Below are 18,742 nucleotides of genomic sequence, written 5' to 3' on the forward strand. Positions count from 1 at the left end.
GAAGATAGATGTAAACCTCCTGGGAGGTCTTTTAGAACCTATACCCGTAAAAAAGCGTATCATTTCATCAGGTAGAATTCTATGTTTAGCTGGTTGGGTTTCCCTTCGGGAATTACCCGTGTCACAAACAAGGTTATAAGCTATCTGACAGAGTGGAAGTTCTATTCTATATCTAAAATTTAATTTAAGGAGATATATACAATGTCTAATTTTTTTTATAGTCCTGTAATAGGAATTGATGTTTCAGCTGATTTTTCATATACTGCAATACTCGCACCGAATGGTGATATTTATAAGAAGTCATTTAAAATAAAGCATGATCTCAATGGCTTCAACCACTTAGTTAATGAAATAAAAAAAGTGGAAGAAGAGTTTAACATGAAAACTGCAATTTTCATGGAGTCCACTGGCGTGTACCATTTATCTCTTTTCCACTATCTTAATAAATATTTCGATAACACATTTGTTATCAATCCACTCGTTACTAAGTCTAACAAAAATGGTGACATAAGAAAAGTGAAAAATGAAAAAAAAGACGCTTTATCTATTGCAACAATAGGAAAATTTCAAAACATTAAGTTATCACAACAACTTAGCCTTGATATTTTTCTTCTGAAAAATCTTGTAAGAGAGTATTACAAACTTACAGATACTAGCTCTACTTTTAAGAAAAAATTATCCGCTGATTTAAGAGTTATTTTTCCTTATGGCTATAATACTATATTTTCAGATTCAACATCTAAAAGTTCAATTGAGCTTTTAAGTCAATATCCAACGCCACAATCAATTTTAGAGGCACCTAAGGAAAATATAATTAAGATTTTCCTTAATAGCTCTAAAAAGGGCATTATCTGGTCGGAAAATACATATTCCAAATTATTTAAGGTTGCTAATGAAGCTAAAATAATTGGCTTACCGTTAGACGGTTTAGCCGTCAAAATAGCCAGCTCTATAACATTAATAAAAACTATTCAATCAGAGATTGATACATTGCTACAGAAAATTAACAATTTTATACAGTCTGAAACTTTTCCTGAATCTATTAGAGCTAATATTGAACTAATTGATTCAATTCATAAGCATAGGGCAATTAACTGCTATTACTATAATAGCTGAAATAGGTGATATTGATGGTTTTCTTAAGCCCAAACATCTTGTAGCTTTCTTTGGTATTGATAGCTCAGTTAATCAATCAGGTAATTTTAAAGGCGATGATAATAAAATTTCAAAAAGAGGAACTCGAATCGGTCGAAGAGCATTATATTCTGTTGCACTAGCTTCAATCCGTAACAATCGTAATGGAGTTCCTATAAATAAAGTCCTATTAGATTATTATCAAATAAACCTTAAAGGCAAAAAGCCTAAAATCGCCTTAGTCGCTATAATGCATAAAATTATAAACTACATTTTTGCTGTTCTCCGAAATCAAACTCCGTTTGAGCAAAGAGATCCCAAAATACATAAGCAAATGTTCCTAGAAAATAACTCTTTAAACAAAGTCGCTTAATTTTATTCCAATTTCTGTAACCGTTCGTGTTTTAAAACGGTTTGTTTGCCATACTCTTTTTCCAAAAACTATTTTTTTGAAAATTAACTTGACTATTATTAGCTGGTCTTTTTAATACAATACTAATTAAATATTATTTAGAAATGTTTTGGCTCTATTAAAAATCTCCATAAAAAAGAGGCGAAAAAACTCAAAAAAAGAGTTTCCCACCCCAGAAACTAATTGCTTGAAAACAAATTATATAATTTGCCCAACCGTATCTAACCACATTAATTCATTTTATATTATATATTATATTACACATTAATTTAATAATCAAGATTTGCTCAATGCGCTTAATGACTATTTGCTATATTTTTTAAACAAATCATCTAGGGCTTCTCTAAGAAGAAATGCTTCGGTTCTATCAGTTGCTTTTGACAACCTTGATAATCTATCAAGTTGAGTCTTAGTAAAATAATTAGATTTTAGCACCATACTCTCTGCCTCAGAAAGACATATTCTATTCTTACCTAATTCTTTTGCCCTAAATAATGCACTATCAGCCACTCTAAAAAGTTCAACTACGTTTTTAGCATCTCTTGGATAACTTGCTACACCGAAGCTTAAAGTAAAATAAACATTGTCGTCAGAATTTTCATTTAAGTTAAAAGTATTATCCGATAAATATCTTCTTATTTCTTCAAGCTCCATAAAGCTTCTTTCCGCACCTTTTTTTACAAGTAATATATTAAATTCGTCACCTGATCTAAATACCATGTCCGTTGAAGATAAATTGTTATTTAAAATTGAAATAAGCTTTTTTATTACTTCATCCCCAATAGTGTTACCGTATAAATTATTTAAATTCTTAAAATCATCAATATCTGCTACAACTATACTAAAAGGACCCTCATTATTTGATATTAATTCCTCCATTTTAATTATTAATTCCTCTTTTGATGTAAGCTTGTTATCCATAAATAACCTCCATATATAATTAAGTGATTATTAGAAATCACTCTATTTTTTTATAAATATACTATGACTTAATTATACTAACACCAACATATATATGCGTCAATATATACTAAACATTAATATCCATTCTGCTATGTTATATATTCAAAATTTTAAGAATATTAAAATTTATTTATTACAATTCCTAAATATTAAATTCATATGGAGACTAAGCAGAAACCCATATCTTACCTAATATATGCTTGTATTATGATACATATCCTTAAATATATATATTGACATATATATGTTAGAATGATATGCTTATATACAGATAATGACAAAAAAATAATAATTATAACGCTGAATCTTTTTGAGCGGGAGAACCATTTTTTGGGGTGAATCTTATTTTAGGATAAGTAGGGTTATTTTTCTTCAATCCGAATCCGTCAGCTAATCTCGTAAGCGTTGAAGAGAAGTTTTTGTATACTGCTAATATACTTTTTTTTAGTATACCCATAAATATTATTGCTTAATAAGCTATAGAGACTTCTCTATAGCTTATTATTTTTTTAACTAGCAATTTAAAAAAGGAGGCTTTTTATGTTAAAAGTATGTTTAATTGGACTTGGAAAAACAGGAAGAGAAATTGCAAAAATGATATTCAACCAAAGGAATATGAAAATTGTAGCTGCCATGTGCAGCCCTGGAAGCTTGAAAAAGCATATTGATCTAGGTGAAGTAATTGGAATTCAAGAAATTGGTATAAAAATTGAAGGAACTAATAAACTCGAGGAAACACTGGTACTTTGCAGGCCAGATGTTGTAGTCGATTTTTCTACTCCTGAAGCTACTTTAAAAAACTCTAGAATAATATCGCAAATGGGGATTAATATGATAATAGGTACCACAGGCTTTTCAGAAGTAGATTTAGATAAAATAAGAAATCTAGCCTATAGAAATCATACTGGCATAGTGTATGCTCCAAACATAACTCTTGGAGTAAATGTGCTGATGATATTAACAAAATTGGCTTCCATCCTATTGAATAACTATGATTTTCAAATTTCTGAGATACATCATAGAGAAAAAAAGGACATTCCATCTGGTACTGCTTTAAAGATAGCTAATGAAATAAAAGATGGGTTAGTTTACTTAGGTAAGGATATCTCTAAAGAAAATATTCCAATTAATTCAGTTCGAGCTGGTGGTGTTGTTGGAAAGCATGAAGTTATGATTGTTGGAGAAAATGATAGAATTACGATTTCTCATGAATCCTTTTCAAGAAAAGTTTTTGCCACTGGAGCAATCCATGCAATAAATTTCATACAAAATAAGATTGGATTCTATGAAATGAGTGATGTTCTAAGCTTATCAAAGGTAATAAAAGATTTATATGCTCATGAAAATAATTCTGATACTAATAATATTATTAAAAATCTAATAGCAACAGATATTCAATAATTCATTAGAGTTTTCTCATAAATATGTTAACGTTTGAGAGGAGTTTTTAATTTGTAAAAGAAATTATGAAGGTACATTGTGCACCTATACTGAACCTTCTGATAAAAGCCATGAATGCAAGAATTGTGGAATATGTGATAAATTTAAGAAAGACGAATATAAAGGTCTTGAAAAACTCTATAGGGATGAAAGAATTTGTCGCCAAAAAGTAACGTTAGAATGAAAAGATATGGATATGGAAAATTTAAATGCTGAAATAACAGACTGCGCTACTTCTCCTGCATATAGAGGTAAAGGGATTCTTGCAAATGTAATCTATTCTTTAGAATGCGATCTTAAAGCTAAAGGTTTCCTTACTTTATATAGTTTATGTAGAGCTATAAACCCTAGTATAAACTTTGTATTAAGTAAGCATAATTATAAATTTACAGGAAGAATGGTAAACAACTGCAATATATGTGGCACTTTTGAAGATATGAATATTTGGGTAAAGACTATTAATTAATAATTGGAACTTAAGCTTAAATTATAATATATTTAATAAGAACTAATTGACTGCTTTTTCAGTTTTAGAGAAAAGGCAGTCTTTTTTATATTTATAAACTAGTGCAAATTTGTTATGAATTATTCACCTTTAATAAAATTAAAAATCACATTAACTATTAACATGTTCTTATACATATGATAACATATATATGTTTGTATAATTATATAGCAAATAATTTTCATATAAATAAATTGGAGGAATAGAAATGGAAAAAAAACAGAGTACCTATAGCACTTTGTTTCATTGGCATAGTTTTAAATTAAAACTTGTATTTGAAGGAATATGCATAGGTATGGTCACTGGTTTAGTAATTGTGCTATATCGTTTAGCACTTGAAGAAGCAGGATATCTTTTAAGTTATATTTATAAGCTTATATCAATTAACCCCATTATTATATTACCATGGATTATGCTGCTGATAATCATTGGCTACATAGTGGGATTGATGGTAAAAAACGAACCTATGATTAGTGGTAGTGGAATACCTCAGGTTGAAGGAGTTCTACTTAGGGAACTAGATATGACTTGGTGGAAAGTCATTCTCGGTAAGTTCTTTGGAGGTGTCCTTTCAATAGGTTCTGGCCTTTCATTAGGAAGAGAAGGTCCTTCTGTTCAATTAGGTGCAGCAATAGGACAAGGATTTAGTAAAGTCTTTAGAAGAATAAAAATTGAGGAAAAATATCTTATTACTAGTGGTGCTAGTGCAGGACTTGCAGCTGCATTTAACGCTCCTTTAGCTGGAGCAATGTTTGCATTAGAGGAAGTTCATAAAAACTTTTCACCATTAATTTTACTTTCTGCACTCTCCTCTGCATTATCAGCAGATTTTATTGCAAGCAGCTTCTTTGGACTAAAACCAGTATTTAATTTTGGAGCTTTTGCTACATTGCCACTAAACTTTTACTTTTATGTAATCATATTAGGTGTAATTGTAGGATTTCTTGGGGTCCTTTTTAATAAAGTTCTTTTAAAGACGCAAAACCTATATATAAAACAAGCTTGGCTAAAAAAAGAATTTAGAATTATAATTCCTCTATTATTATCAGTAGCCCTAGGTCTTTTATTACCAGAAGCTTTAGGTGGAGGTCATGAACTAATAACTTCATTAACTGAAGGTAAATTTTCTTTAATATTATTAGTTATTATTCTAGTTATTAAATTTTCATTTACTATGGCTAGTTTCGGCTCAGGTGCTCCCGGAGGAATTTTCCTTCCGCTACTTACAATTGGAGCACTAATTGGAAATGTATATGGCGAAGTTCTTATGCACATTGCTCACTTAGATAGCATTTACATAAATAATTTTATAATCTTAGCCATGGCTGGATATTTCGCCTCAGTAGTAAAATCGCCAATAACAGGAACAATCCTAATTACCGAAATGACAGGTTCATTTAACCATTTGCTTGCTTTGGCTATTGTCTCGGTAATATCATATATTGTAGCAGACCTTCTTGCTTCTAAGCCTATATATGAAGCTTTACTAGAAAAATTTCTGCAAAATCAAGGTGATAGAACACCCATTGGCGATAAGATAAATAAAGCTATACTGGAATTTGCTGTATGTATAGGATCGAAGTTAGATGGTAAACAAATCAAAGATGTAAAATGGCCATCTCGCTGTCTCCTTGTAGCAGTTAGACGTGGCGAAAATGAAATAATTCCTAAGGGAGATACTGTTATTTTGCCTGGAGACTATTTAACTGTCTTAACTAATGAGGATAGAGTTCCTAAAATAAATGATACCCTATTATTAATGTCTGAAACTTCTGACTCTCTAAAATAAATATATTATAATTTAATTTGTCTTTTAAATAAAAATAAACAGGTTTGATTTCTTTATATAAAATCATACCTGTTTATTTCTTTAGAAAATATTCTATATTAAATCTTTATGTTTCATTCACTAAACTTTCATACGCCTTTAAAGTACAACTTATTTAATTATTAAAACAAAATTTTTGATAAATTCATTTGTAATTAAATCAGCTGTGTATAATCACATCAACCATATTAACCAAATATATTATAGTATATCAATCTTTAGGGCAAAAGTATGCAAGAAAATTACAATAGTACTATACACTTTTTAACAAGCAATGACGAGTTAGATTTGCAATTGTTAAATATAGAAATATCAACTGCTTATCTTGATATATTATCAACTATACTTGGTATTATTTCAGCAAAAAAGCCAAACAACTACTATTAAACAGTATAATGCAGCAGAAGAGTGGCAAGAGTCAAAAAAATGCACAAAATCAGCAACAAAATAGTCTGACTCAACAACAATCTGATATTTCACATCCAACCCCAAGTGAAATAGCCGCTTTTGCAAGTTGCCTTGGCATATATGTCGTTCTTTCATATACTAATGTTTCTTTTATTAGACTTTACGAAGTATATAACAATATTCAAGAAGGTAATACTAACTTTACTATTACCCCTAATATAAATATAACTACTGGTTTCACATATTCTTGTATTGGTACTTTATTACGAATAATTGGCGCTATCCAAAGAGTTGATGAAGAATCTCAAATAACCATTTTATAATCAAAAGTCTAACTAACTTATTAGACATATAATACATCTGTATTTTTAATTTCATAATTAAATAGTTTTAAAATAAAATACCGCAAATTCCTATTGTGAACATGCGGTATTTAAGCTATATTAATTTAATTCATCTATAGATATATTCACTCTATTAATATTTTTGTTAAATATAGAGATAATAATAACGTAACTCTTACATAAATGTATTCATATAAATTGCATTTTTAAGTTTTTATTCAAAAATACAATTTATAAATATCATATACTATACTTAAGTAAATTAAGGTGATCTCATGAAAAAAATTCTAATTACCGGCTGTGGTTCCGGTCTTGGACGTAAAGCTTCATTTGCTTTAGCAAATAGAGGTCATTATGTCTATGCAACAACTCATACTGAAGAACAAGCCAATGAAATTAACTCTTTCAATAAAAAATATAACCTTCCTATTGAAAGCTTTAAATTGGATATTTTAAATAGTAATGATAGATTGAAGATAACTAATCTTGAAATTGATGTTTTAATAAATAATGCAGCCATTGGAAATTCAGGTTCAGTAGCTGAAGTGGATTCTGATATATATCGGGAAACTTTTGAAACAAACGTTTTTTGTCCAATTGAATTGACTCAACTTGTATTAAAACAAATGATCCCTCGAAAAAAAGGAAGGATAATTTTTGTATCATCTTTGGCTGGACGCTCCCCCATTCCATTTTTATCTCCATACTGCGCAACTAAATTTGCACTGGAATCCATATGTCCGTCTTTAAACGAAGAGCTTAAAGAACTTAAAAATGTTAATATTCCTGTAATATTAATAGAGCCAGGAAGCTATGCTACTGGATTTAATCAAAAAAATATATCAAAACAATTTAATTGGATGAAGATTCATTCTTATTTCAAAAATAATATACATTCCCTAGAAAACAAGCAATATACATACTTTAAGCTGACAGAATCCACTAATTTTGATTCTATTATAGATAAATACATAAAAGCAGTAGAAGACAGATATCCAAAGGAAAGATATGTATCCCCTTCAAGCCAAGGTGCTTTCATTAAAATTAAAAACATCCTAAAAAAATAACTAAAAAAAACAATAGAACTTAGTAATTCATTATATCGGTTCTATTGGTTCTTAAAAATCAAAAATAACTCTTATGTTATATATTTATATATGTAAATTCCAAAATAGTAAACAGAAATTATTATGATAGCAATGTTGTAAGGCTAATTTTTCTTTGATTCCTTTAGTTTTTTCTATCAATGCCTTTCCAATTGTTCCTGTAGAGATAGCGTGGAAACAATAATCTATAAAAGTAAAGATTGATATAAGCCATACACGTCCTAATGATCCCTTCTCGGTTTTTATGTATTTATTTGCTACCTCCGAAAAACCTTTTATTCTTCCGGAACTACATAAAAATTAATTTAACAGTATAAAATATGATTCAAGTAGAATAATAAATATATCCTGCTAAGATCGGAGGTATTGATAATTGAATGAAGGATTAGTAGTTTTTGTGCGTGCTATTATTGCATTCTTTTCTTTACTTATTTTCGCAAAGATACTTGGAAAACAACAAATAAGTCAACTGACATTCTTTGATTATGCCCTTGGAATAACAATTGGATCAATTGCTGCAACTCTTACTACGGACTTATCAAGCAGGGCATGGCCTCATTTTGTCGGATTGCTTACTTGGTGTTTACTTGGATATTTAATGGAGTACATTACCGAGAAATGGAGATACGCTGCAAAATATATCGAAGGCGAACCTACAATTGTAATTATGAATGGCAAGATAATGGAAAGTGCATTAAAAAAAATGAAATATACAGCATCAGATCTCATGGGACTATTAAGAGTTAAAGATATTTTTGATTTGTCTCAAGTAGATTTTGCAATTATTGAGCCAAATGGCCAATTATCTGTTCTAAAGAAACCAGAGTATGAACCTTTAACACCTAAGGATATGAGTATTCAAAAAGAACCAAGCGGTATAAGTACTGAACTCATATATGATGGAATTCTTATAAATGAAAATTTGAAACAACTTAATAAAACTGAAAAATGGCTTATGAATCAACTAAAAATTCATAAAGTTAAGGATGTTTCAGAAGTATTTATTGCGACCTTAACTCCTTCTGGCTCCTTATATATAGACAAATATGATGATCATATGGTAAAAGTAACTGATATTGGTGATTATAAAGGACCATATTAAAGGAGGAATTTATCATGAGAAAATTTTTAGTAATATCGATACCTATAGTTGCACTAATTTTTTTTGTATTAATCATGCTTAGTGGCAATATTTTGAAGGAACCTATAGGCAATGATGATAACATTCCCGAATCAATACAGCTACTTATACAGGATATAGAATCAGGAAATTGGGAAAGTGCCAATATTAAAACAGACAACCTCTCTAATTCATGGAAAAAAATAGCCAAAAGAGTTCAATTTAGTTCTGAAAGAGATGAAATAAATCAATTTAATATATGCATCTCACATCTTCGCGGTGCCATAATGGCTAGAGATAAATCTAGTTCACTTCTTGCTTTAAATGAGGCTTATGCTCATTGGAATGACCTTGGAAAATAAATATTAGAGCTTTTCTAAATAAATAATCTGCTTGTTAAAATACTTAAAACTATAAATTATTCATGGTTTTATGTAACTATAACCGTCACTTTGCTTATTTACAAGTTCCAAAATTCCGGTAGGAACAATATCTACAAACGACATTAAATCTTCCTTTTTTATACTATAAGATTTTAACGCATTGTTGCACGCAACAAACTTAATCCCTTTATGATCTAACCCTTTCATTTCACTGCTAATCCTTAAATCTAATTCATTATCGTAAGCATAAGCCTTTACAGCTTCTGAATTTGCTAAAATTTCAATATTAAAATTGTTAGTATTTATAGCCTCCAATAAATTATTTGTATTTTTTAGGACTATACTCCATTTACTTAGTTCATCTATATGAAATATAACTTTATATTCTAAAATGATAGTCATCTCCTTTTAAAAATATACTATAAGCTTCATATATCTTTATTTTTCAATTAATAATATGAAGCCTATAAAGATTTTATATGGAATTTTTTAAGCACTTTTTTATTTTCCATATTGTATTTTTTCACAAAGTCCATTTTCTTACTAAACTCTATCCTTAAATATAATATCAAGAATAGCAGATATTATATACTATATAAATAAATTTAATCCAGAATCTTCTGTTGCCCCCAGATATGAAGCAACTCCACCTATTTCAACTCCATCAATAAATTCTTCTTTTTTTATTCCCATTAAGTCCATACTCATTGAACATGCAACAACTTTAACACCCATGTCTATAGCATTTTTTATTAAAGTTTCTAGGTTATCGACATTATGCTTTTTCATTATTTGCTTTATCATTGCAGGTCCCATTCCCATCATGTTCATTTGTGATAACGGTAATTTTCCAGGATGAGCTGGTAACATAACGTCAAACATTTTTTCCATCATATCCTTAGAAACACTAGGCTTATCTGCACTCTTTAGTATATTAAGCCCCCAGAATGTAAAGAACATAGTAACTTCTTTCCCCATAGATGCTGCTCCTGTTGCTATTATAAATGAAGCTATTGCTTTATCTAAATCTCCACTAAATACAACCAATGTTGCTCCATACTTTTCCACAACATTTGGTGAAGAAGCATTTTTCCTTAAGTCTGATGATGTTCCCTTTTGAATATATGCTATGAAGGCTTTTTCTTTATTATCAAATTCAGATTTTAATAAAGTATTTCCTGTTGAATCACACCATGATTTTATGTCTTTTGTAAATCCAGGATCACTTGCTTTAACTTCTAATATATTGCCATCTTCCATCTTCTTAATTTCTTCAAATACTCTTTTTATTGGACCTGGACATTGGAGACCGCATGCATTTAACGTAGTATTTGCATTTATTTCTGTTATATCTAGATCTTCTAATTTCATTACAGCCACCTCATCTTTTATTTCTTCATTATTTTCATATTGATTTTTAATGCTTTCTTCTGCTCTTTTTACATATAGATATGTCTTTACACCACCATCTATATTTGCGCACCGTATTCCATTTTGTTCTAGAATTCTGCAAGCAACATATCCTCTAAGTCCAACCTGACAAGTTACGTATATGTTTTTATCTTTTGGAATTTCATTTAATCTACTTCTTAATTGCCCAAGAGGAATATGAATAGAATTATCAAAACCTCCCGTAACTAATTCGAACTCTTCTCTAACATCAATTATTAATGATTTTTCTTTGTCTAATTTATCTATTTCGTTCCATTGAATTGTTTTCTCAAATCCTTCAATAATATTTGATGCATAGTATCCAAGCATATTAACAGGATCTTTTGCTGAATTATATGGAGGTGCATAACAAGGTTCAAAATCTTGTAAATCAAAGACTGTAAAATTTCCTTTAATAGCAGCTGAAAGTACATCTATTCTTTTTTCAACTCCATCAAGTCCTACACCTTGAGCCCCAAATATTTTTCCTGACTTTGGATCAAATAGCAATTTAAAAGCTATTGGGAATGATCCAGGGTAATATCCAGCATGAGAACCTGGATGAATATGAATAGTCTCGTATGCTATCCCTAATCTCTTTAGTATCTTTTCGTTATTACCTGTTGTTGCTACCGTATAGTCAAACACTTTTGCAACTGATGATCCAAGAGTTCCTTTGTATTCAGTATTTTTCCCACATATATTATCTGCTACTATTCTTCCTTGTCTATTAGCTGGCCAAGCAAGTGGAATCATTGTTGGCTTTTTATTTACAAAATCCATAACTTCTACTGCATCTCCTAATGCATAAATGCTTGGGTCAGAAGTTTTCATAAATTTGTCAACTACTATGGCGCCTCTTTCATTCAAGTTAAGATTAGCTTCTCTTGCTATTGTTGTTTCTGGCTTAACACCAATTGACAATATAATCATATCAGTTGTGATTTCTTTTCCGCTACTTAGTATTATCTTTTTACCTTTACTCTCGAATGAAGACACTCCATCTTTTAATATCAATTCTACATTTTTATCAATTAAGTGTTCATGTATTATACTTGCCATTTCTATATCTAGAGGAGCCATTACCTGCTCACCTGCTTCTACAAGTGTAATATCAATTCCTCTAGCATGAAGATTTTCGGCCATTTCAAGTCCTATAAATCCACCTCCGATTACAGTTACATGTTTAGGCTTGTTGTTATCTACATAAGATTTAATTTTATCTGTATCTGGTATATTCCTTAAAGTAAATAAATTATCACATTCATTTATCCCAGGTATCGCTGGTTTAAGTGGAGCTGCGCCTGGAGATAAAACTAAAATATCATAAGTTTCTTCATATTCCTCATTTGTTCTATAATTCTTTATTTTAACCTTTTTATTTTCTTTATCTATACTTATAACTTCATTTAAATTTCTTATATCTAAATTAAACTTGCTGCTCATTTCTTCTACTGTTTGTACTATTAATTTTCCTCTTTCATCAATAGTTTCTCCTATATAATATGGAAGTCCACAATTAGCAAAAGATATGTATTCACCTTTTTCCACCATAATTATATCAACATTTTCATCTAGCCTTCTAAGTCTAGCTGCTGTAGATGCACCACCTGCAACGCCACCAACAATAATAATCTTTTTATTCATAAGAATCTCTCCTTTTAATTAACTAACTAGTATTGGAAATCATAAAATTGCTATTCTTTTATATCTTCAAGATATATTCATTAATCTCGTTTTCTGCATTGCAATATATCTTAATTTAAGTTTAATTTATATAGTTATTATTGTCTGTGACTTTATCACACATATGACTTTTTAGATTATTCTTTTGAAAATTGTGTTATATTTTTATCCTGGTTAATGCTGCAACCTATATATATTGTGCAATATTATAATAAAATTTCTGTATATTAAAACAGGTAGTCTATTTTTACTTAGACTACCTGTTATGTACATAAATTCATATATTATCATACATATTAAACTTAAACTATTAATTTATGAAGCGTGTATAATCTTTTAAATTTCTAATTTATAAAATTTTATAATAGTTCTTCAAATGTTATAGCCATATGATTTGATATCGTTTAGTAATAAAACTATCTTAATCTATTTCGAACTCTTAGTATTTGTATAAATTATTTAAATAAGTTAATTATGATAAATATATACTTCTAAAAAGATTTGTATAAGCAAAAGCGAATTAATTAAAGTCTCTAAATAATCAACTATTGCTTATTATAGAAAAAAGAAAATAGAACAAAAAATCTAAAAATAACACATTTGCTATTTCTTTAGATATCTTCCATCACTCATAAAGCTAATTGTTGAGAATCATCAATCTTAAAAGAGATGTTTAAAGAATAATTTATTCATATTGCATATATTTATGACAACTATTTGTCACAAACTTATAGTAGTATATTTTTTGGAAATTATTTTATTAATAAAGAGGCGGAAAAATTTATGCAAAAGAAAAAGAAAGTATCCATTTTTTTAATATTATCAATATCTTTATCAGTTTTTATATTCTTTCATCCACTTTTTTACTACAAGTTTTTAGATAAAGATCTAACTGTTATAAACAATACTGTATATGCTAGTTCACTTCCCGATAATACTTTTAAAAGTACATATACTCCAAAAATCAAATTCGAAGATAGACCTATAACAAAGGTTAATGGCATAAGTTTAAATATTTTAAATGAATCTAACATTACTAATGTTCCTATGCTGCTTAAATCACAGAGATACTATATACCACTCAATTTTATTTGTAATAAACTCAACTATACTATTGATACTTCAAATAATAAAATTTTATTATCTAACAAAAATAATAAAATTTCTTTAACTGAAAATTCTTATACTAAAAATTCTGGGACAGGCTCTCTTCGTGGGGATCTGATAAATAATGATGGCGTTAACTATATTTCTATTTCTGATATAGAGGAACTTTTTAATTTAATTGCTATTTTTGACTTTAAAAACAATAGTATAAGCTTACTTGATAACAGCGTCTCAGTACCTGAAAATCCTTCAATATCTTATAGTGATAAAGTTGCTTTAATAAGATTAGAAGATTTCGGATGTGGAGGTAATTATTCTAGTGATAAAAATCAAACAAAAATAAAATTAATGGCGAATCTTTTTTATTCACAAGGAATGAAATATCATGTTAGCTGGATTCCTAGATTTAAATCTCCTACTGAGAATATTGATAATGATTTATTGACAACTGACAATATAACAAATGTTGGATTTGTCAATCTATTAGATTATCTCATTAATAAAGGTGGTGAAATAGGACTGCATGGTTATACTCATCAACATGATGATGAAAAAAGTGGACCTGGTAATGAAATGACTAAAGATGTGAATAATACAGTTGATCAAGTACGTGATATAGTCGAAAAGGGAATTGATACTGCAAGTGCTTTAAATATTCCTATTTCTTACTACGAAAGTCCTCATTATGGGGAAACTGAACTTCAAAGAAACGTTATTGAAGATTATTTTCAATTTATATATGAACCTTTCGACAGTACACGAAACAATATATATAATTTAGATGACTACCATTTATTTGTTCCAACACCTTTAGGATATGTACACAATTCAGACCCTACATCCATAACTGATGGGCTTAATAATGATGATCCTGATATACTTCATAGTTTTTATTATCATCCATTTGTTGAATTAAATTATGTACATTTTAATATTGATGATAATAAACTTAATGTAACCTATGATGAAAATTCTCCGTTGCAAAAAATAGTTAAAACTCTTAAATCCGATAATTATGTTACAGTTCATATTGATGAACTTATAGATAAATAAATTTAAAAACTTTCAAATTTATTTATTTCTCTTTTTTACTTAATAAAGATTATTGACATATGCCACTAATAATATAATCATAATATATAAACGGCATATGTTAATAATCTTTTATTATATAATCAACTTAAACTTCTATAACTTTAAGTAATGTATTAGACTATATGTTCTTTCCTTTCCAGTAACTTTTATAGCAGATAAATTCTCTCTAAATTAAATTTGTAGCTTCATCTTTTATTATTATATATTCTAAATGTAATGCCCTAGTTAAAGAAACATATAATAACCTTTCATCTAAAATGTTTTCTTTATAGTTGTCTTCACTTGGATTCAATATTATTGTACAATCAAACTCCAATCCTTTTGTTAAATATGATGGGATTATTATTAGATCTTCTGCTATTTCTTTTTCCTTGCCTAATATTAGTTCAAAATTATATTTGCTCTTTCCTTTTAGAAGTTTGTATATTTCTTCACCTTGTAACATATTTTTTGTAATTATTGCTACTGTTCTTTTTCCGTGGTTCTGCACTTCATTAATGATTTTCTCTATAGCTGAAATATACTCATCTCCACTAGAAATCTTTACTATTTTAGGCTTTTCACCATGTCTTAAAACTGGTTTAGCATCCTTAAGTCCTAAGTTTTGAGATTGTAATGTTTTCTTTGCAAAATCAATTATTTCAACTGTTGATCTATAGCTTTGCGTCAATTGAATATATGTTGCATTTCCATCAAAGACTTGCTCTGTTATGTCTTCCCATGTCTTTAATCCTTTATAATAATAAATACCTTGAGCTAAATCCCCTACTAAAGTTAACGCATTGCCTTTAGCAAAACTATTAACTAAGTATACTTGGAATGGGCTATAATCTTGAGCTTCATCCACTATAATATATTTAAATTTTTCTTTCTCATCAATTCCTTCAAGTAAAATTCTTATATATGCAAGAGCTGGCAAGTCATCTTCATCGATTATATTCTTTTCAAAATCACTATTAAATTCTTCCTTCATATAATCTGCCAATACCTTAGGAATCTTACTTCCAGTTGCCGTTTCAAATAACTCATCATTATAAAAATTATAATAGATATCTCTAGAATTTATATCCTTCCAATCTTTAAAGTAATTATTAAATTCCTTTTTACCGTTAGTTTTTACATTTTCCTTTATTTTATCTCTCTCTTCATATAGACTTATAAGTAATTTTCTTCTTTCCGGCGAATCTTCATTTTCTCTTCTTATTTCTCTTATTTTCTTTTCCCATTCATTATCTATTTCTATTAATAGGCTTTCTATTCTTTCTTTTATTTTTAAATTTAAATATCTTTTTATCTCCTTTTTCCTTTTGTTGATAGGATAAGCTTTTAGATCTTTTATATATAATCTCATTATTTCTTTTTTATGAAATAATATCTCATTTCCAACTTTAATATCTTCAATATGAATCGCATCTTTTTCCATTAATGCTATATATCTATCAAGCATTGTTTTAAATAGCATGGTTCCTTTAACTTTGCTTGAATTTACAATAAGCTTTTTTAGATTCTCATCATCTTCTTCTATTATCTTTAATAATTTTTCATCCTTATTATAAACTTTTCCTTTTAGTTTTAACTTTGATAATACCATTTCCTCAAAGGTACTTTGATTTACTTCTTCCGCTCCAAGGCTAGGTAAAATGTCTGAAATGTAACTTAGAAATAGTTTATTAGGAGCCAAAACTAAAATTTCATCTCCACTCATGCTTTCTTTATATCTATAAATGAGATAAGCTAACCTGTGTAACGCTATTGTTGTCTTACCTGAACCTGCTGAACCCTGTACTATTATAGGCAGATTTTTAGGCCATCTTATTATTTCATTTTGTTCTTTCTGAATTGTTGCAACAACTTCTTTTAGCTTTTTCCCACTGCTTTCTTCAAGATTTATCTTTAAAAACTCATCAACTAAATTTTGTCCTTCTTCTTCATTTATAATGATGTTATTTATTCCTTCATCAAATACTTTTTCTATATCACTATTCTTATATAAAAATTTTCTTTTTAATTCTAGCTTTCCTTCAACTATTCCTTGTGGTGCTTTGTAATACGCATCTCCACCAGTTCCGCTATAATAAAGATCCGCAACTGGCGCTCTCCAATCAACAACAATTTCTTCTCCATCTTTGCTATTACTTATACCTTTTTTCCCAATGTATATACTTTCGGTAAACCCCATATTTTCTCTAAAATCTACTCTACCAAAATAGGGCTCTATTAACGATTCTTCATATTTCTCAATATCTTGAGATAAATAGCTAAATATCCTTTCATTAGCCTGCTTTTCTTCACTAAAGCTCTTTACTTGTTTATTTAAAGTCTTAATTTTTTCCCCTACTTCTTCAAATTTTTGTTTCTTTTCCTTTAATTCTTGTTTTATTATATCTTTCTTCTGCAGTAATACGTCTCTTTCTTCGTTCAAAATTGTATCCATATTTACACACTATATAATGACAGGTAGCAAAATTCATTATACTTTTCCTTCCATTAAGATAAATTACTATAATTAGGTATTATACCATAATATCTCGAATTAATAATTTAAATTTTCTAATAAATTTTCACTTCTAGATCAATGTATATTATTTTACTAAATACAGTCAGAACTACTCGCTTGGCAGTTGGTTTTTTAAACACCACAACATAAAATTAAAAACTCAAGTAATTTCTTATTAGAATCACTTGAGTTTTTAACGTTCTGTAAATATAATATTATCTTTTTCATTTACTTTGAGTCATTTTACTCTTATCTAAAAGTTTAGATATACCAGATGTTTCCCAATCTTCTATCTTACTAGTTGCTTCATCAAAAGTCATTCCCTTCCCCACAAGTATACCTATCATGATTAACGCTATAACTTTCCTCTATTTAAAAAATATTTTATTTGCCTTCTCCTAAAAAGTCTTATAAAGAAATATGCAATAATAGCAAAGCCTATTAATTCAGGTAAATAATAAGTTGGATCTGTGATAAGTCTAACAATATCGCTATTTACCCAATTACCTTCTGGTCTTGCAGGAAACTTCCATCCCAAGTATGGCCAAAACAATATATTAGGATATAACCACATGCTATCTAATACTAAATGAATAGAACTGGCGATACCCAATAATAAAATTTAACCAAATAACTTTTCATTAAATTTTATCACTAAGAGTCTTATGTAGTCAATTTTACCCTATAAAACATAAATACAAATTATTAAAAGTACAAAAAAACTCAGCTTGAAAAAGCTAAACTTTCTTATACTTTTAATAATGTTTTTTAATTATTGAACATTATACATGCCTTTACTCTCCATATACTTAAATATAGATTCTCCATGCTTTTGTTCTTCTTTTTGTATATGATTTAATACATCTCGTACTTCAGTATCCTTGAATTCAAAAATTGCAGTATCATAGGCCCCTGACACATATTTTTCTGTCATTAATAAATCCGAGCATATTTCCTTATCTGACAAATTACTTGTAGTACTTTGAGATTTATTTACATTTTGATCATCACCTTGTTTTTGTTGCCCACCTTGTTGTTGATTCATCTGAGGAACATTGCCACTTAGTAACTGATTAATTGTATTAAGATGGCTCCTTTCAATTTGCTCATTATTCTTGCAAATTTGTTTCAATTGTGGATCTTGTACCTGATTAGCATAATTTGAATATTTTTGTATACAAATTTCTTCATGACTTTTTTGGTCTTCTAGTAACATTTTTTCTTTTTGCGTTAAATTTACTTGCATAATAAAACACCTCCATTTTTATTCTTTGAAAGTGTTC

Annotated in this window: 15 protein-coding genes, 2 pseudogenes, 1 riboswitch and 1 other annotated feature; of the genes and pseudogenes, 10 read left to right on the forward strand and 7 right to left on the reverse strand. The window is 28.7% G+C overall.

What is annotated here, in order from left to right; translation table 11 throughout:
• The first annotated feature begins 201 nt into the window (after positions 1-201).
• Positions 202-1,507: pseudogene (locus KEC93_RS15010) on the forward strand (IS110 family RNA-guided transposase).
• Positions 1,508-1,707: 200 nt separating this feature from the next.
• Positions 1,708-1,763, reverse strand: a sequence feature (sodium ion sensor (DUF1646 type); this cis-regulatory element may regulate processes involved in with the transportation of sodium ions).
• Between the two features lie 86 nt (positions 1,764-1,849).
• On the opposite strand, the gene KEC93_RS15015 reads toward KEC93_RS15010, so the two are convergent.
• On the reverse strand, positions 1,850-2,467 hold the full coding sequence (locus tag KEC93_RS15015; protein WP_077868221.1) for a GGDEF domain-containing protein: 618 nt from the start codon (positions 2,465-2,467) through the stop codon (positions 1,850-1,852).
• 330 nt (positions 2,468-2,797) lie between these two features.
• A riboswitch (cyclic di-AMP (ydaO/yuaA leader) is annotated at positions 2,798-2,929 on the forward strand.
• 120 nt (positions 2,930-3,049) lie between these two features.
• Between KEC93_RS15015 and dapB the strand changes: the two genes are divergently transcribed.
• From dapB to KEC93_RS15050, 8 genes and pseudogenes are all read left to right on the forward strand, one after another.
• Complete coding sequence (gene dapB, locus KEC93_RS15020) at positions 3,050-3,910, forward strand: 4-hydroxy-tetrahydrodipicolinate reductase (protein WP_077868220.1); 861 nt, start codon at positions 3,050-3,052, stop codon at positions 3,908-3,910.
• A 226-nt stretch (positions 3,911-4,136) separates the two neighbouring features.
• Positions 4,137-4,415, forward strand: a pseudogene (locus KEC93_RS15025) (putative beta-lysine N-acetyltransferase); the annotation flags it as partial.
• A gap of 247 nt (positions 4,416-4,662) precedes the next feature.
• Positions 4,663-6,243, forward strand: a complete 1,581-nt coding sequence (locus tag KEC93_RS15030; protein WP_077868219.1) for a chloride channel protein — start codon at positions 4,663-4,665, stop codon at positions 6,241-6,243.
• 270 nt (positions 6,244-6,513) lie between these two features.
• The gene (locus KEC93_RS26540; RefSeq protein ID WP_241394823.1) at positions 6,514-6,669 is read left to right on the forward strand and encodes a hypothetical protein; all 156 of its coding nucleotides are present in this window, start codon (positions 6,514-6,516) and stop codon (positions 6,667-6,669) included.
• An 8-nt stretch (positions 6,670-6,677) separates the two neighbouring features.
• Positions 6,678-7,013, forward strand: a complete 336-nt coding sequence (locus tag KEC93_RS15035) for a hypothetical protein (protein ID WP_238892964.1) — start codon at positions 6,678-6,680, stop codon at positions 7,011-7,013.
• 296 nt (positions 7,014-7,309) lie between these two features.
• On the forward strand, positions 7,310-8,101 hold the full coding sequence (locus KEC93_RS15040) for an SDR family NAD(P)-dependent oxidoreductase (protein WP_012059135.1): 792 nt from the start codon (positions 7,310-7,312) through the stop codon (positions 8,099-8,101).
• 412 nt (positions 8,102-8,513) lie between these two features.
• Positions 8,514-9,242, forward strand: coding sequence for a DUF421 domain-containing protein (locus KEC93_RS15045; RefSeq protein ID WP_077868218.1), 729 nt, complete (start codon positions 8,514-8,516; stop codon positions 9,240-9,242).
• 14 nt (positions 9,243-9,256) lie between these two features.
• Positions 9,257-9,622, forward strand: a complete 366-nt coding sequence (locus tag KEC93_RS15050; protein WP_077868217.1) for a DUF4363 family protein — start codon at positions 9,257-9,259, stop codon at positions 9,620-9,622.
• A gap of 60 nt (positions 9,623-9,682) precedes the next feature.
• On the opposite strand, the gene KEC93_RS15055 is transcribed toward KEC93_RS15050, so the two are convergent.
• Together KEC93_RS15055 and KEC93_RS15060 are read right to left on the reverse strand one after the other, a co-directional pair.
• Positions 9,683-10,045 (reverse strand): DsrE family protein, encoded by a 363-nt coding sequence (locus KEC93_RS15055; RefSeq protein ID WP_077868216.1) that lies wholly within the window; start codon positions 10,043-10,045, stop codon positions 9,683-9,685.
• A gap of 189 nt (positions 10,046-10,234) precedes the next feature.
• Positions 10,235-12,721 (reverse strand): CoA-disulfide reductase, encoded by a 2,487-nt coding sequence (locus tag KEC93_RS15060; protein WP_077868215.1) that lies wholly within the window; start codon positions 12,719-12,721, stop codon positions 10,235-10,237.
• Between the two features lie 822 nt (positions 12,722-13,543).
• Between KEC93_RS15060 and KEC93_RS15065 the strand changes: the two genes are divergently transcribed.
• Positions 13,544-14,920: a DUF2334 domain-containing protein gene (locus tag KEC93_RS15065; protein ID WP_077868214.1), complete on the forward strand. Its 1,377-nt coding sequence runs from the start codon at positions 13,544-13,546 to the stop codon at positions 14,918-14,920.
• 208 nt (positions 14,921-15,128) lie between these two features.
• On the opposite strand, the gene helD is transcribed toward KEC93_RS15065, so the two are convergent.
• The 4 genes from helD to KEC93_RS15080 form a co-directional block, all read right to left on the reverse strand.
• Positions 15,129-17,396: an RNA polymerase recycling motor HelD gene (gene helD, locus KEC93_RS15070; protein ID WP_077868213.1), complete on the reverse strand. Its 2,268-nt coding sequence runs from the start codon at positions 17,394-17,396 to the stop codon at positions 15,129-15,131.
• A 287-nt stretch (positions 17,397-17,683) separates the two neighbouring features.
• Positions 17,684-17,806 carry a hypothetical protein gene (locus tag KEC93_RS26720; protein WP_276517136.1) on the reverse strand — a complete coding sequence of 41 codons (123 nt, stop codon included), beginning with the start codon at positions 17,804-17,806 and terminating at the stop codon, positions 17,684-17,686.
• Positions 17,807-17,814: 8 nt separating this feature from the next.
• Positions 17,815-18,072, reverse strand: coding sequence for a hypothetical protein (locus KEC93_RS15075; protein WP_241394824.1), 258 nt, complete (start codon positions 18,070-18,072; stop codon positions 17,815-17,817).
• A 159-nt stretch (positions 18,073-18,231) separates the two neighbouring features.
• Complete coding sequence (locus tag KEC93_RS15080; protein ID WP_077868212.1) at positions 18,232-18,705, reverse strand: spore coat protein; 474 nt, start codon at positions 18,703-18,705, stop codon at positions 18,232-18,234.
• Positions 18,706-18,742: the final 37 nt, after the last annotated feature.

This window comes from Clostridium beijerinckii (assembly GCF_018223745.1).
Taxonomy (GTDB): Bacteria; Bacillota; Clostridia; order Clostridiales; family Clostridiaceae; genus Clostridium; species Clostridium beijerinckii.

Coding starts and splice junctions, on each gene's coding strand:
- KEC93_RS15015 (WP_077868221.1), bottom strand. CDS start 2,467: ATGGATAACAAGCTTACATCAAAAGAGGAATTAATAATTAAAATGGAG.
- dapB (WP_077868220.1), top strand. CDS start 3,050: ATGTTAAAAGTATGTTTAATTGGACTTGGAAAAACAGGAAGAGAAATT.
- KEC93_RS15030 (WP_077868219.1), top strand. CDS start 4,663: ATGGAAAAAAAACAGAGTACCTATAGCACTTTGTTTCATTGGCATAGT.
- KEC93_RS26540 (WP_241394823.1), top strand. CDS start 6,514: ATGCAAGAAAATTACAATAGTACTATACACTTTTTAACAAGCAATGAC.
- KEC93_RS15035 (WP_238892964.1), top strand. CDS start 6,678: ATGCAGCAGAAGAGTGGCAAGAGTCAAAAAAATGCACAAAATCAGCAA.
- KEC93_RS15040 (WP_012059135.1), top strand. CDS start 7,310: ATGAAAAAAATTCTAATTACCGGCTGTGGTTCCGGTCTTGGACGTAAA.
- KEC93_RS15050 (WP_077868217.1), top strand. CDS start 9,257: ATGAGAAAATTTTTAGTAATATCGATACCTATAGTTGCACTAATTTTT.
- KEC93_RS15055 (WP_077868216.1), bottom strand. CDS start 10,045: ATGACTATCATTTTAGAATATAAAGTTATATTTCATATAGATGAACTA.
- KEC93_RS15060 (WP_077868215.1), bottom strand. CDS start 12,721: ATGAATAAAAAGATTATTATTGTTGGTGGCGTTGCAGGTGGTGCATCT.
- KEC93_RS15065 (WP_077868214.1), top strand. CDS start 13,544: ATGCAAAAGAAAAAGAAAGTATCCATTTTTTTAATATTATCAATATCT.
- helD (WP_077868213.1), bottom strand. CDS start 17,396: ATGGATACAATTTTGAACGAAGAAAGAGACGTATTACTGCAGAAGAAA.
- KEC93_RS26720 (WP_276517136.1), bottom strand. CDS start 17,806: ATGATAGGTATACTTGTGGGGAAGGGAATGACTTTTGATGAAGCAACT.
- KEC93_RS15080 (WP_077868212.1), bottom strand. CDS start 18,705: ATGCAAGTAAATTTAACGCAAAAAGAAAAAATGTTACTAGAAGACCAA.